The following is a 15,234-nucleotide window of genomic DNA, read 5'->3' as shown; positions in this document are numbered from 1 at the left end:
TTTTATGCTTAAATAAATTTCAAAAACCATTAGATTATTTTCTGGTTATTCTAAGCAAAATTATTAAAACTAATATAACAGAAAAAATAAAACCTAATATCGCTATCAGTGACATTTCCCCAATCCGGGGTGGAGCTTCAGAAACAAAAACGATCGCTGTTGCAATCATATTAGCTCCTAAGATCAGTGCTAAAATCATATTAACCGCACTTGATTTAATAATCTGGTTAGTCTTATCAATATTTTTTATTTCACTGGAAATGGTAAATTTATTTTCATCCAATTTTTGTAAAACAGAACGGAGCTCTTTGGGAATTTCGTCAACATTATCTGTGAAATTCATCATTTTATCCATCCCCACTTTTAGAATATTCTTTGGACTGATTTTTTTTGAGAATATTTTCTTTGTATAGGGATGAAGGCTTTTTACAATATCCAGATCAGGATTAATAGTTCGCCCCACTCCTTCTATCAAGCTTATTCCTTTAAACAAGAGATAAAAATAATCCGGCATATGCAGTCGGTTATCTTTAAGAATATCTTTCATCTTATTGATCATTACCTGAACATTGATCTCCTGCAGGGATGAGCTGTGAACAAAATTGAGAATATCATTTACATCATTTTCAAATCTTCTTTCATCAGGAATTTCATAGCTTATCGCCATTTTTTTTAGATATCGAACAATTTTATGAGAATTTTTAGCCACAAAACTTACAATAAGATCTTCAAGAATCTCTTTATCATTAGGTTGAATTTGACCAACAGCTCCAAAATCTATAAAAACAACCCTACCGTCTTTTTTTACTAAAATATTTCCGGCATGTGGATCAGCATGAAAAAAGCCATAGTCTAAGATCTGTGCAACAAACAACCTTAGCCCTACTTCAGAAATTTTTACAGGATCAATATTATGGGCTAAGAGTTCAGCTTTATCCGTCACCTTGATTCCATCAATGAATTCCATACAAAGTACATTATTGTTGGAGAATTCTTCATAAACTTTCGGAACGTAGGTTTCTTTATTATTTTTAAAATTCCTGCCAAACTGTAGGATATTATCCTTCTCATTGATCAGCGAAACTTCTTCCAGTAAGGATTTTTCAAAAGTGGAAATAGCTTGTTTTAAGTTAAGTTTCTCTCCTATTTCTGAATATGAAGAAACAATTTTTTCCAGGTCTTTTATTAAAAGCAAATCATCTTCAATAACGGTCTGTACGTCAGCTTTTTTAATTTTCAGGATCACTTCAGAACCATTTAACAACGTAGCTTTGTACACCTGAGCAATAGAGGCTGTGGCCAAAGGTTGAACCTGAACTTCCTGAAAGTGATCTTTAACCAAAATATTAAATTCATTTTCAAGGATTTCATTCACATTCATGTCTACAGTATCTACCTTATCCTGTAATCTCTGTAATTCCTGAATCAGTTCCGGTGGAAGTAAATCTTCTCTATTGCTGAATGTCTGACCTAATTTAACAAACGTGGGTCCCAATTCTTCCAAAACCAATCTGATCCGTTCGTAAACCGTTCCTTTTGATATGATTTCATCAGAATTTCCAGCATCTTCCTCTTGCTTATTCCCATTCATTCTTGCCAGCATATCCTTAAAACCGTATTTACTCAATACAGAAATCAGTCGGGCAGATCTTTTCAGTTTTCGTTGTTGTTTATCAAACATATTGTATGGATAGTGAACGCAAATTACTCCAAAAACTATTCCTATGTAGAATTTAAAATAACGATCTAAGAAAAACTTTTCACCTTTCTTGTTATTTGCTAGTTTTTTTTATCTTTATGGAGTACAAATCAAATTAATACTAACCCATAAAAGATTACAAAATGAAAAATTTACCAAGTAAAAAATTATCCAGAGAAGAATTAAGAAATGTTTCAGGAGGTGGAATCATTGTTGGTTGTTCAAACCAGTGCTGCCCTACCGATGGAAGACCAAGATGTCCAAGATTGATCTGCCCTGCTGTGGTTTGCCCGCAGTTAGTATAAGATATAAATAGGTAAAAAACCATTTTATAAAAAAACAGAATGCTAGGCATTCTGTTTTTCTTTTTTATTATTTAAGATAAGTCTCATAGAGATCGTTTCGTCTGTCTTTAAGAATCTGAACGGAACCGTTATAGTGGAGATCTTTTAATAAATTCAGATCCACATCAACAATTAAGGTCATTTCCGTATTAGGCGTTGCTTCTCCTTTTACGGCATTGGATGGAAAGGCAAAATCCGAAGGTGTAAATACGGCAGCCTGCCCAAACTGAATATCCATATTATTTACTCCCGGTAAATTTCCCACACACCCTGCAATAGCTACATAACATTCATTTTCTATTGCTCTCGCAGCCGCACAGTGGCGGACTCTCATATAGGCATTTTGAGTATCTGTCAGATAAGGCACAAACAGGATTTTCATTCCCTGATCAGCCAGAATTCGCGGAAGCTCCGGAAACTCTACATCATAACAGATGACAAGACCTATTTTTCCACAATCGGTATCAAATACTCTGATCTCATTTCCGCCTTTCATTCCATAGTACTTCCTTTCGTTAGGCGTGATATGTATTTTACGGTATTCATCGATACGTCCATCACGGTGCATCAGATAACTTACATTATAGAGATCATTATGATCATGATCAAAAACCGGCATACTTCCCGAAATAATATTGACATTATAACTGATCGCTAGTTCTGAAATTTTTTGCTTGATCTGATCGGTCAGTTTGGCTAATTCGATCATACTATCTCTCTCAGATAGCTTATTGAATGGCGCCAATAAAGGGGTATTGAAAAGTTCTGGAAAAAGAACAAAATCAGATTTGTAATCTCCCATCACATTTACAAAAAATTCTACCTGTTCGTAGAAGGCATCTATATTTTTAAAATGCCTCATTTGCCATTGTACAAGACCCAATCGGATGATACTGTCCTGCATCGTATTAGGACTTTTGCTGTAATAGATATTATTCCATTGCAGCAAAACTGCATTTTCTTTTGAAGATTCATCTTCAGGAAGATACTTCTTCAATACTTTAATAGGTAAGAAATTATTGGAAAGCTGAAATGACAAAACAGGATCATAGATCTCTTTATCCCTTACCATTCTTATATAATCTCTTGTTGAAAGCTTATCACTGTATTTATGATAGTTGGGTATTCTTCCACCCAATACAATAGATTTCAGATTCAGTTGTTCACATAATTCTTTTCTGGCATCATACAGTCTTCTCCCTAACCGTAATTCACGGTATTCAGGATCTACAAAAACTTCTATTCCATAAAGTACATTTCCAGTAGATGAATGGGTATTAAAAGTATAATTTCCTGTGATATCACTGTAAGTATGATCATCTCCAAATTCATCATAATTAACGATAATAGAAAGTGCAACTGCTGCGAGTTTGCCATCTACAGTGATACAGATCTGGCCCTTTGGAAATATTTTGGTTAATTTTTCTATGCTCTTTTTGGACCATACATATTCCGACATTTGAGGATAAGCTCGTCTCATGGTTTCCACCAATCCATCATAATCCTGAACATTTAAGGTCCTTGTATCTACTTGCATTTTTATAAATTTTACTAAATTTAGGTAAAATAAATCAATTCCTAAACCGGATTACCTCTATTCCTACAGTTGATTTATCCTATTGAATAATTAATAAACATCCTTTATTCTTAGCAATACTGATTTCTTCATCTAAGTCAAAAGCTTTTGCTTCCTGGAAATCTTTGATTGAAGGGGTACCCATTTTTAAGTTTTTGGGATCAAGCCCCAGTTTTTTCCAGTCGATCTTCAATTTTACCCGTGTATCCTCTGGAGCCCAACTGGCTAAAGAGATCATGACTTTCTTATCCTGTTGGTAAACTGTTGCCAGTACTGCAGGATTGTTTGTTTTAACCGGGTTATCATTGACCCAATAGCCAATCATTCTCGAGCCTTTGATTCCAAAATCATCCCAGGCTTTCCAAAGATGGGTTGGATTACTCTTCTCTGACCATCCCAGACGACTTGTCATACCATACAACATTCCTCGCCAAGGGTTTCCATCATCCTGTAACATTTCTCCCATTAATCCATAAGGAATACCACTTACTTCCGTCAGTAAAAATTCCGGACTGTTGCTGTTATAATCAAAGTATTCACCAAACCATAAACGATTGATGTAGGGAAAATGTTCCAGATAGAGGTTTGCACTATTATTAAAACCATCTTTTTCATTGTATTGGTTTGCAGAATGCAGGTCTATTATACCTGGATGTCCTTCCTGCGTCATTACTCTTTTTATCCTTTTCATTGTTACTCTATCAAAAGCCACATCATCAAGGTAGATCCCATCAATTCCCAAATTATTGACCAGCCAGTTCATTCCCTCTACATAGTAATTGTGCCAACGATTCATTCCACTATTGATAATCGCAGCATCTTTAAATTCCGGTACATACCAGGCTGCTATATAATTGTCGTGCAAATGCTCCTGCAACCAGGAATAGCCACCACCTTTTCCAGTAGAAAAAACTTCCTGGCCCAGACTTTTCACTGGATACAGCTCATACATTCTGTTAGATACCTCACGAATGGTATTATAGATCTTCACCTTCAGCCCTTTTTCATGGGCTTTGGTAATATAATCTTTCATTTCTTTAGTTGCCACAAAAGGATAATTAATGTAAGGATTGATCTCATTACCATGGTGTATATTGATCACATTAGCACCACTTGCCTTTACTGTGTCAACAGGCTTATAGGCATGGTAGAAACGGTTATTCCACTGTTCTTCAGTATTGATCGGATGAAATGGTGTAATAAGCAAATGAAAATTATAGTACAGTTCATCTCCTTTTTTCATACTGCGGGCACCACTAAAGTTATTAACTAAAATCTCACCTCTCTCTTCCCTGATGTTTACTCCGCCTTTATTGTCATTACCCCATGAAGAAGGAAGAATCAAAGGCTTTTGTAAATAGAAATTGGTATTCAGAGGTCTTGAATAATTTTGATCACGCAACGAAAATTGTATCCCAGCGTTTACATTTCCTATCCATGCTCCATCCTGGTTTTTCTTGGCCACGTCCCATTTCCAATCTAAACTTTCTGGTCTGTATCCTCCTTTTTGGCCTAAGCCCATCATATAGGTGGCCTTATCTTTTGCAAAAGGAATCTCCATGGCAATATCCTGAAGCTGTATATCGTTCAATGCCGTGATCTTCACGCTATAGTCCATAAATCCGTCAAATTCAATGGAACCTTCAACCTGCATTTTCAAATTTTCTGAGGTGTTTATGCTTGTCCAGGAAATCTTTCCTTCTTCTTTTCCGGTAAACTGAATTCCAGACGTCTTCCACTTTTCTGAATTTGCTTTCGGACCTGTCACTACAAAATGTATAGGTTCATTCAATATGGAATTGGCATTTTTACCGATCGAAGTCATCTCAGGAGTGAAAAAGGTTTGAATCTGTTTTGGAAATCCAGATGCATCCAGTATTACTTTTCTTCCCAACAATGAAATTTCCTGCCCTTTGAGTTGTAAAGGTGTATATGGTTTTATTACTGTATTTGCCTGTGCCAATGTTGAATTAAGCCATGGCAAACGGGTCATCTTCCAGGGCTCATCAAAGCCTTTGTTAACAGGATTTCCTCCTACGCTCAAAATAAATTTTACAATCTGAGCTTCTGCATTTTCGGGTTGGATCGTTACCGTTCCTTTGTAGGTTCCCGGAGAAGTATTTTCTGGAATATCAAAACCGCACCAAAAGGCTTGTAAATTATCTTGTTTAACATTTACAGTTAGCTCAAGTTTCTCTCCCTTATAGTCTATACCATCTGTATTGATACAATTGAAATATTTGGATTCTATTGTCGCTCCAAAAAGGTTTTTCAGTGAAGATGCTGTAATCTTCACATTTTTAAGGTCTGTTTTTACTGGTAAAACACCGATTTGAAAAGCGTAAAACTCTCCTCTTTCTGCCTGACCCTGAAAAACTGACACGTTTTTTTTATCGTCTATCCAATGTCGAGGAATTCTATTCGTCTTAATTGGTCTATCTCTAACCTCTGGAAAAACAAAATAAATTTTATTCTCGTTTTTCTTTTTGTACTGATCGATCTCTTTTTGGGTAGCGATCATTTCCATTGGTTCATTGCTGTTGAAGTCGTCTACTGATTCAATTCTTAATACGCTCGCTAATGAAGCCCCGACGTCTTTAGACACAGATTTATCTGTTCTTTTCAAGTAAGTTGCCGTAGGGTAATTGGTTCTCTTATCCAACTGGTAGGGTAGAAAATAGACATAATAAATACCCTTCCCTGAAACTGGTGTAAAAACAAATGAGCCTTCTTCCTCATTCATATTCAGATAAGCGTCTGGCTCATACTGTTTTTGAGTAAGGCTATCAATAATGATCAGCTTCTGATCCGGTTTTATATTGATATTCCTCCATTGAACAGTGGCTTTAGCTTGTTTCGTCGATGCATCCCAACGCAAAACTGCACGCTGATCTCCCAATTCGTCCGCATTCCATTTCTGAACTTGGGGAGGATAAATATGTTGCGCTATAATTAGATTAGGAACAAGGCTTCCCATCAGGATAAGTGGAAAAAGTTTTTTTAAAAGCATAGTAAATGTGAATAGAAGATAAAAATGGTTCTTACCAGTCAAATTTAATATAAATCAATTAATTCTGATACAAGGGAAATAGTATTTTTTTAATGAACAGAATTATAATACATAACGCCTAGCTAAAAAACAAAGATTGCTATATTTTAAAAGATCATTGCTAAAGGCTACTTGGCTTTATGATAACTTCTATTGCCCTAATTAACCACTCCAAATTTGTTATTTTTAAAGTCTAAGACTACAATATCATTAACAAAAAAAGCATTTCCAGTTAAACCATTTATTTGCTCAGTTTTATTAAATTCCTGAAGTCTTTTATTTTCATTATACCAGGCATAATTGCTCTCTAACTTCTTTTTCCCCAAATAAACTTTTTCTTTAATGGGGCGTCCGTAGAATTTAACTTTTTCTCCCCAGGAGTTGGCGAGAATAGTATCTGTTTTCGCTGATTTATCAACTAATGAATTCCACAAGTCTTTGCTGATGTTGATAGGAAATAAGCTTGCTCCTGTATCAAACAAAAACCAGTATGTTTTTTTATCAATAGTCAATGGAATATGAAGTCTTCCATTTTTAGATCTAACATCGACAAAGGTTGTGATGTTTTTCCAGTGGTTATCCAACGAATCCAGAAGGCACATTTTTTTATTCGGATAATCTATAATCAATACTTTATTATAAAAAATATCAGCACCCAAACTCCCTATGTGTTTAGGGTTTTTAGTAAATAATGAGTCCCGGGGAATTTTATCCCCATAATTATCTTTATATATTAATTTATCCCCGGATAATTTCCCAAAATGATAGACAAGTCCTTTCGTAGCATATCCTATTTTTCCTCCATCATCAGTAGATTTAGAATCTTGTAAAATGAAATTTTTCATTTCATTTTCCTTGTAATAACTGCTTATGGTATTTCCATAAATAAGTGTTGCATCACTTCCTAAATCAAACTGCACTGTGAAGTTGGCATTCAAATCATTTACCTTAACGGGAACAAGCATCGCTACTTTATCAAATGTCTTTCCTGATATTTTTGCAGAATACCACGAAAACGGAAACCATGAATAATTGTCTGTGTGAGTAATGCCTTTATTAGAGGTCGAACACCCTGATAATATTGAGGTAAGTAAAATAATGATAAAAAGTCGTTGTATTTTCATTTTCTAGAATGCTTAATTGAGGTATTAGATTTATAATTCTAAATGTATAATAATTTTGTAGATATATTTATTTTCAGGAAAAAATACTCGTCTCCTTCATTTACACTGTGGAAATAGATTTAAATTTGCAATATAATATTAGGAGCAAGTGAGATGTTCCTTCCAGCAAAGGAAAGGATGTTCTACAAATAGATAATAATGAATAAGAAGATATTTTTTTCGATAGCTATTGCTATATTATTAGCCATCTATTGTTATACAGCAAATTCAATGGAGAAAAGAGACAGAAAGAATTATGATGATTTTAATAAAAGTAATCTGAACGGTTCTATCACTGGCTTAGAAGAATTTGCTCGAGGAATTAAATTGCACTTAGAGAGTAAAATTGTTGTTTTTTATCCCCAAACCAGTCAATTAAATGATAATAATATTTTTAATTTTACTGCAAAAGTTGGAGATAAGGTTATAAAAAAACAATTCCAAGATACTTTAATATTACAGAAAAAGAATGGTCTGGTTTTTAAATACACCTTTTTTAAATTTTAATCATAAAAACCAATTCTGCCTTTGTTAGAATATTTTATAAAAAAGTAAGTAAAAAATGAATTTCAAAAAATATCTGCCTTTCATTATTGCCTTGATAGCAGTTATAATACATTATTGCTATGGTGGAAAAGAAGCAAAAAATAATTACATCAATTTTAATAAAAGCAATTTAAACGATAAACTCTTAGGCACTGACTATTATGCAAGGGGAGTGAAAATTATTTTTAAATATAATCAATATGTTTTTTATCCCCGTACTTCAGATTTAAATGACAACAGTATTTTCAATGCAACTACAGAAATAGGTGACAGTATTTATAAAAAACCATTTCAAAAAATCTTAACTCTAAAAAAGAAGAATGGAAAGGAATATAAATATTCTTTTCAGGAGTTTAAATAACAATATAAAGTTTAAAAAACAAAACCTCCCCTAAGGGAGGTCAAAAACACAAATGATGAAAAAAAAATTATTATATTTATTAATATAAGTCACTTAATTCTTATACAAAGATAAGTCCTAAAAATCTAATAACTCATGAGCATAATCATAAAAAGCAAAATCCTACTAAAAAAGTAGGATTCTGTATTTTATCTATTTTAAAGCAGGATTACTCCCACTCAATTGTTGCAGGTGGTTTGCTTGAAATATCATAAGCTACTCTGTTAATTCCTCGTACTTCATTGATGATTCTACTGGAAACAGTATCCAAAAACTCGTAAGGAAGTCTGCTCCACGTTGCCGTCATAAAATCTATGGTATTTGCAGAACGAACTACAGCCGTGTACTCGTATGTTCTTTCGTCACCCATTACTCCAACTGATTTCACAGGAAGTAATACGACGAAAGCCTGAGAAACTTTCTCGTAAAGGTCATTTTTGTATAATTCTTCAATGAAGATATCGTCAGCTTCCTGAAGGATTTTCACTTTTTCAGCATCTACAGCTCCTAAGATTCTAATTCCTAAACCAGGACCCGGGAAAGGGTGTCTGTGTACCAGATGGTGAGGAATACCTAGTTCTTCTCCTACCTTTCTTACTTCGTCTTTGAAAAGCTCTCTTAGAGGCTCCAGCAATTCAAAATCCATTTCTTCCGGAAGCCCGCCCACATTGTGGTGAGATTTAATTACTGCAGAAGGTCCGTTTACGGACTGACTTTCGATTACGTCGGGATAAATCGTTCCCTGTGCCAAGAACTTAGCGCCTTCAATTTTATGGGATTCTTCATCAAAAACATGAATAAACTCGTTTCCGATGATCTTTCTTTTTTGTTCAGGATCATCTACACCAGCTAACTTTGATAAGAATCTTTCGGAAGCATCAACCAACTTAATGTTCATGTTGAAATGCTCTCCATAATTCTCCATTACTTTCACATCTTCATTCTTTCTCAAAAGACCGGTATCAACAAAGATACAAGTCAATTGATCTCCAATTGCCTTGTGAATTAAAACAGCTGCTACAGAAGAGTCTACTCCTCCAGAAAGTCCTAGGATCACTTTATTGTCTCCTACTCTTTCTTTGATCTCTGCAACGGTCTTTTCAATATAGTTGGTCAGCTTCCAGTTTTTCTCTGCATTACAGATCGAGAACACAAAGTTCTCAAGCATTTTTCCTCCTTCTTCCGTATGAGAAACTTCAGGGTGGAACTGTACACAGTAAATTTTTCTTTCAGGATTAGAAATAGAAGCAATAACACCAGATTTTGCATTTAATTCAAAACCAGTTGGTAAATCTCCGACTTCGTCAAAATGACTCATCCAAACGATAGAATTTTGAGTCACTCCTTTCAATAAAGCGTTTTCTTTAATAATATCTAAATGAGCTTTTCCATACTCTCCTTTTTCCCCTTTGTTTACTTTTCCACCTAAAAGATGTGCCGTAAGCTGCATTCCGTAACAGATTCCCAATACAGGAATTCCTTGCTCATATAATTCTTTTTCAACAAGATGAGCATTTTCTGCATTCACAGAACTTGGGCCACCGGAAAGGATAATTCCTCTTGGCTGTTTGTCTAAAATATCTTGTAATGGTGTATTGTAAGGTAAGATTTCAGAATATACACCCATCTCCCGGATTCTTCTTCCGATAAGCTGGTTATACTGTGATCCGAAATCTAATATGATAATACCGTTATTCATTTTTATAATTGATTTTTTTAAAGATATCAGATATCAGATTTTTGGGCCTGAAGCCTGGAATCTAGTATCTGAAATCTTATTTCTAATATTAACTGTTTTACAAAAAAAGACTTGGAAATGTTCCAAATCTTTTTTTATGATTTTATTAAAACTTTCCGATGTCTTCTCTGTAGAAACTATAATCGAAGTGAACCGGAATTGCATCTTCGTATACTTTCTTGCGAGCTTCGTCATAAGTAGCTCCTGTAGCAACCAGGTTAAGTACTCTACCACCATTAGAAACCACTTTATCTCCTTTTCTAATAGCTCCGGCATGCAATAACTGGCTGTGTTGTACTTTATCCTCTCCTTTGATCTCGAAGCCTGTTTCAATGTTTCTTGGATATCCTCCTGAACACATCACCAGACATACTGCTTTTTCGTCCTTAAACTTAAGCTCGATATCTTTACCGTTCATACAGTCATTGATAACATCCAGCAGATTGTTTTCCATAAGAGCCATCAATACCTGAGTTTCAGGATCTCCGAATCTCATATTATATTCAAGAAGGTATGTTCCGTTTTTAGTTACCATTAATCCAAAGAAAATGATCCCTTTAAAACTAAATCCTTCTTCTTTAAGACCATGAACAGTTGGTTCTAAAATATTTTTCTCAAAATCCGCCTGATGTTCTGCAGTAAATTCCGGGCTTGGTGCCACTGAACCCATACCACCTGTATTAGGACCCGTATCGCCGTTTCCAGCTTTTTTATAATCTTTAGCAGCTATACAAGGGAACAATTTTTCTCCGTTTGAGAATGCAATGATAGATGCTTCAAAACCTTGTAAAAATTCTTCGATAACTAAACGGATACCAGCATCTCCATAGATTCTGCGAATCATGAAATCGTGAATAGTGGCTTCAGCTTCTTCTAAAGTATCACAGATCACAACACCTTTTCCTCCTGCTAAACCACTCGCCTTGATCACTAAAGGATATTCCTGAGTTTTTACATATTCTTTAGCTTCGTTATATGAATCAAATACTACAGCTTTAGCTGTTTTAATATCATAGGTCTGCATAAATTTCTTAGAGAAAGCTTTACTTCCTTCCAGACTTGCTACTTTTTGATTCGGACCAAAAACTTTAAGATCATGTTTCTTAAATTCATCCTTCAAACCTGCTACAAGAGGAGCTTCAGGACCTACGATCGTTAAATCTACTTTTTCCTTAATAGCGAAATCTCTAAGTTCTTTAATTTCTGATAAATGAACATTTTTTCCCATAACATCCGTAGATGCATTTCCATTAGCAAAAAACATTTTAGTCACTCTGGAGTCTTTATGAAGTTTTGCCGCTAATGCAGACTCTCTTCCACCTTCACCTATGATTAAGATTCTCATACTTTTATTTAATTATCTAGTCTATATTATACAAATATATAATTTTGAATGCTATAAATACCATCTCAAAACTACTTTTTAATTCTATTTTAATTAGTGTAAAAAATGTCTAACTCCAGTAAACATCATCGGAATTCCGTGTTCGTTTGCGGCTTCGATACTGTCCTGATCTTTTACACTACCTCCTGGCTGAATGATTGCTTTTATACCTTGCTCAGCGCAGAAATCTACTACGTCACGGAAAGGGAAAAATGCATCTGAAGCCAGTACTAAATTTCCGGAGAATTTCTCCTTAGCTCTTTCGATTGCCTGTTGAGTAGCCCAGATTCTGTTAACCTGTCCACCACCTATTCCAAAGGCCTGAATTCCATTGGAAACAACAATCGCATTTGATTTTACATATTTTACTACTCTCTGAGAGAAAAGCAATGCTTTTTTCTGCTCTTCTGTAGGCTGTACATCGGTAACTACTTTTATATCTTCAGAAAAATAAGTATCATTGTCCTGAACTAATATACCACCATCAATTTTCACCCATGTCTGCTTGTCAGAAACAGGATTAACGATTTTTATAATTCTTAAATTTTTCTTTTTTCTTAAAACCTCTAAAGCTTCCTCATCAAAATCAGGAGCCATTACAATTTCAAGGAAGGTTTTATTTAATTCTTCAGCTGTTGCCGCGTCGATCTTATAATTCATTGCGACAATTCCGCCAAAGATGGAAATTGGATCACATTCAAAAGTTTTCTGATATGTTTCCAATGCTGAAGTTCCTATAGCAACGCCACAAGGTGTTGAATGTTTCACAGCACAACAAGCCATTTCTTCTTTGAACTCATTCACTACTTTCCAGCAAAGATCCATATCGCGAAGGTTGTTGAAAGAAAGTTCTTTTCCACCAAGCTGTTCGAAATCTTTCATTGCTCCATTTTCAAAAGTAGAAACATAGTAAGCGGCTGTCTGATGAGGGTTTTCACCGTATCTTAAGTCAGCTGCTTTTTTGTAAGAAGCACTTAAATAAGCAGGATATTCCTCCTCTAAAAGCATTCTTGAAATTGCAGCATCATAAGCGGAAGTAAGGTTAAATACTTTACCAGCTAGTTTTTTACGGGTCTCGATGTAAGTATCGCCGTTCTGTTCCATTTCAATTTTTACTGCTGTATAATCTTCAACATCAGTAATTACAGTAACAGAGTCAAAATTCTTGGCTGCTGAACGAAGCATGGAAGGACCTCCGATGTCGATAAATTCTACCTTCTCGTGTAAAGAAATGTCTTTATTTACATTTTCAAAGAAAGGGTAAAGATTTACGATCACCATATCAATCAAACCAATTCCGTGTTCCTGAACCGTCTTCATGTGTTCTTCATTGGAACGAACAGCTAATAGTCCGCCATGAACTTTTGGATGTAAGGTTTTTACTCTACCATCCAGCATCTCAGGGAAGTTGGTTACCTCATCGATCTGAATCGGATTTAAACCTGCTTCTTTCAAATGCTTGAATGTTCCGCCAGTAGAAATCAATTCGTAGTTCTGGGCTTCCAAAAACTGAGCGAATTCTATTAATCCGTTCTTGTCAGAAACACTGATTAAAACTCTCTTTTTACTCATTTTACTTTCAATTTTTTACTTTTCACAGCCATTTCAAACTGTATTCCCGGTCTTTCACCTCCGGATTTACTTTTATTTTACTTAGATTTTTTTATACACAAATTCTGAAATAAGAGGATAATTCTTAAAATTTTCGGGAATCGACATCATTTATAAAATTAATAACTCCATTCATGAAAACCTTTTGATCGTCCCACATGGCAAGATGACTTCCGTTTGGGCAGTAAAGGTATCTTCCTTTTTTCACCAGTTTACTTTGTTCCTCCATCGCTTTTGGATCCATCGTGTCATATTTTGCACCAATCATTAATGTAGGAATATTGATTTCAGGCAATCGGCCTTTAATATCCCAATCACCCAAACGTCCACTAATTCCAAATTCACTCGGCCCCTGCATCAATGTGTAAACATTTTCATTAGAATGCTTTAATGCTCGATTTACTCCATCCGGCCATTCTTTTAAACGACAGATATGCTGATTATAAAAGTTGGGAATAAGCAACTCCATATAACGTGGATTAGCAAAATCTTTTTTTGCCTCGATTGCTCTTATTTCTTTTAAAACTTCCGGCTTCATCTGCTTTGCTAAAACTTCATCTGCATATTTACCATATTCCGGTGCGCTTGCCACCATATTGGCAACCATTAATCCTTTTAAATTTTTCTGATATTTCAGGGCATATTCCATCGCTAAAATTCCACCCCAGGAATTACCTAAAACATAAAAATTAGATTTATCTGCACCAATCGATTTTCGCACCTGCTCAACTTCATCTACAAAACGATCTGTTGTCCAAAGTCTATCATCTACCGGCTGATCACTGTAATAAGATCCCAACTGATCATATTCATAAAACTCAAAACCTTCTTTCTGGAAGAAAGTTTCAAAGCATTCCATATATTCGTGGGTCATCCCCGGACCTCCATGCAGAAGCAAAACTTTGATCTTTGGATTATTCCCGAAACGTTTTGTCCATACCCTAAAATTTCCAACGGGTGTTGTGATTGGAATCATTTTCACTCCCCCTGACTGAATCGAATCCCCATAACTAAAATAGTTTTTGGTGGTTATTTCCTGATCTTTCGTTGCAACCTTATTACACGAAAAAATGATAAAAATTGTCAAAAAAGAAATAACGATTCTGGTTGTCATTTTTGTTGGTTTTTATTTATAGCTAATTCCCTAATACTTTATTAATTGCTATTGGGAAAATCTCATATTCAACCTTATGCACTTTTTCAGCTAGCGTCTCAGGTGTATCATTTTCAGTAACTTCAAATGATTTCTGCAGAATCGCTTGTCCTTCATCAATTCCAGGGGTTACAAAATGTACTGTTGCCCCACTTTCCTTTTCTTTAGCTTCAATAACAGCATTGTGAACATTCATTCCCCACATTCCTTTTCCGCCGTATTTTGGTAATAATGCAGGGTGAATATTAATTATTTTCCCGTTCCAGTTTTCACAAAATTCAGGTTTTAGAATAGATAAAAATCCAGCCAATACAATTAGGTCTGTATTTTCAGGAATCACCTTACTCAATTCACTGCTGAAGTTCTTGCCCCTTGGAATCAGTATGTTTTCTATGTTATGATTTTTTGCTCTTTCCAGTCCATAACATTCTCTATCAGCAACAACAAGAGATACTTTTGCATTCTGGATCTCTCCATTATCAATGGTATCTAAAATTCTTTGAAGATTAGTTCCGGAACCTGAAATGAGTACAACGATGTTTTTCATGTTATTAATGTAACAATGTATCAG

At 35.0% G+C, this 15,234-nt stretch carries 12 protein-coding genes; 3 read left to right on the top strand and 9 right to left on the bottom strand.

The window, feature by feature from the left end:
• Positions 1–34: 34 nt before the first annotated feature.
• Positions 35–1,681, bottom strand: a complete 1,647-nt coding sequence (locus NG806_RS00205; protein WP_261511485.1) for an ABC1 kinase family protein — start codon at positions 1,679–1,681, stop codon at positions 35–37.
• A gap of 161 nt (positions 1,682–1,842) precedes the next feature.
• Between NG806_RS00205 and NG806_RS00200 the strand changes: the two genes are divergently transcribed.
• Positions 1,843–2,004 carry a hypothetical protein gene (locus NG806_RS00200; protein ID WP_214833428.1) on the top strand — a complete coding sequence of 54 codons (162 nt, stop codon included), beginning with the start codon at positions 1,843–1,845 and terminating at the stop codon, positions 2,002–2,004.
• A 67-nt stretch (positions 2,005–2,071) separates the two neighbouring features.
• On the opposite strand, the gene NG806_RS00195 is transcribed toward NG806_RS00200, so the two are convergent.
• From NG806_RS00195 to NG806_RS00185, 3 genes are all read right to left on the bottom strand, one after another.
• Positions 2,072–3,580, bottom strand: a complete 1,509-nt coding sequence (locus NG806_RS00195; RefSeq protein ID WP_261511484.1) for a carbon-nitrogen hydrolase family protein — start codon at positions 3,578–3,580, stop codon at positions 2,072–2,074.
• A gap of 79 nt (positions 3,581–3,659) precedes the next feature.
• Positions 3,660–6,629: a glycoside hydrolase domain-containing protein gene (locus NG806_RS00190; RefSeq protein ID WP_261511483.1), complete on the bottom strand. Its 2,970-nt coding sequence runs from the start codon at positions 6,627–6,629 to the stop codon at positions 3,660–3,662.
• 197 nt (positions 6,630–6,826) lie between these two features.
• On the bottom strand, positions 6,827–7,792 hold the full coding sequence (locus NG806_RS00185; protein ID WP_261511482.1) for a pepsin/retropepsin-like aspartic protease family protein: 966 nt from the start codon (positions 7,790–7,792) through the stop codon (positions 6,827–6,829).
• A gap of 198 nt (positions 7,793–7,990) precedes the next feature.
• Between NG806_RS00185 and NG806_RS00180 the strand changes: the two genes are divergently transcribed.
• On the top strand, positions 7,991–8,338 hold the full coding sequence (locus NG806_RS00180) for a hypothetical protein (protein ID WP_261511481.1): 348 nt from the start codon (positions 7,991–7,993) through the stop codon (positions 8,336–8,338).
• Between the two features lie 55 nt (positions 8,339–8,393).
• Positions 8,394–8,738, top strand: coding sequence for a hypothetical protein (locus NG806_RS00175; RefSeq protein WP_261511480.1), 345 nt, complete (start codon positions 8,394–8,396; stop codon positions 8,736–8,738).
• A 208-nt stretch (positions 8,739–8,946) separates the two neighbouring features.
• Here the strand turns inward: NG806_RS00175 and guaA are convergent, their stop codons facing one another.
• From guaA to purN, 5 genes are all read right to left on the bottom strand, one after another.
• On the bottom strand, positions 8,947–10,476 hold the full coding sequence (gene guaA, locus NG806_RS00170; RefSeq protein WP_261511479.1) for a glutamine-hydrolyzing GMP synthase: 1,530 nt from the start codon (positions 10,474–10,476) through the stop codon (positions 8,947–8,949).
• Between the two features lie 145 nt (positions 10,477–10,621).
• Positions 10,622–11,860 carry a phosphoribosylamine--glycine ligase gene (purD, locus tag NG806_RS00165; protein WP_214833445.1) on the bottom strand — a complete coding sequence of 413 codons (1,239 nt, stop codon included), beginning with the start codon at positions 11,858–11,860 and terminating at the stop codon, positions 10,622–10,624.
• Between the two features lie 93 nt (positions 11,861–11,953).
• Positions 11,954–13,471 (bottom strand): bifunctional phosphoribosylaminoimidazolecarboxamide formyltransferase/IMP cyclohydrolase, encoded by a 1,518-nt coding sequence (gene purH / locus NG806_RS00160; protein ID WP_214833447.1) that lies wholly within the window; start codon positions 13,469–13,471, stop codon positions 11,954–11,956.
• A 124-nt stretch (positions 13,472–13,595) separates the two neighbouring features.
• On the bottom strand, positions 13,596–14,624 hold the full coding sequence (locus NG806_RS00155; RefSeq protein WP_261511478.1) for a proline-specific peptidase family protein: 1,029 nt from the start codon (positions 14,622–14,624) through the stop codon (positions 13,596–13,598).
• Between the two features lie 22 nt (positions 14,625–14,646).
• Positions 14,647–15,210 carry a phosphoribosylglycinamide formyltransferase gene (purN, locus tag NG806_RS00150; protein WP_261511477.1) on the bottom strand — a complete coding sequence of 188 codons (564 nt, stop codon included), beginning with the start codon at positions 15,208–15,210 and terminating at the stop codon, positions 14,647–14,649.
• Between the last annotated feature and the right edge of the window lie 24 nt (positions 15,211–15,234).

The sequence above is a fragment of the Chryseobacterium paludis genome (genome assembly GCF_025403485.1).
GTDB lineage: Bacteria > Bacteroidota > Bacteroidia > Flavobacteriales > Weeksellaceae > Chryseobacterium > Chryseobacterium paludis.
This window is presented reverse-complemented; position numbering and strand designations above follow the sequence as displayed.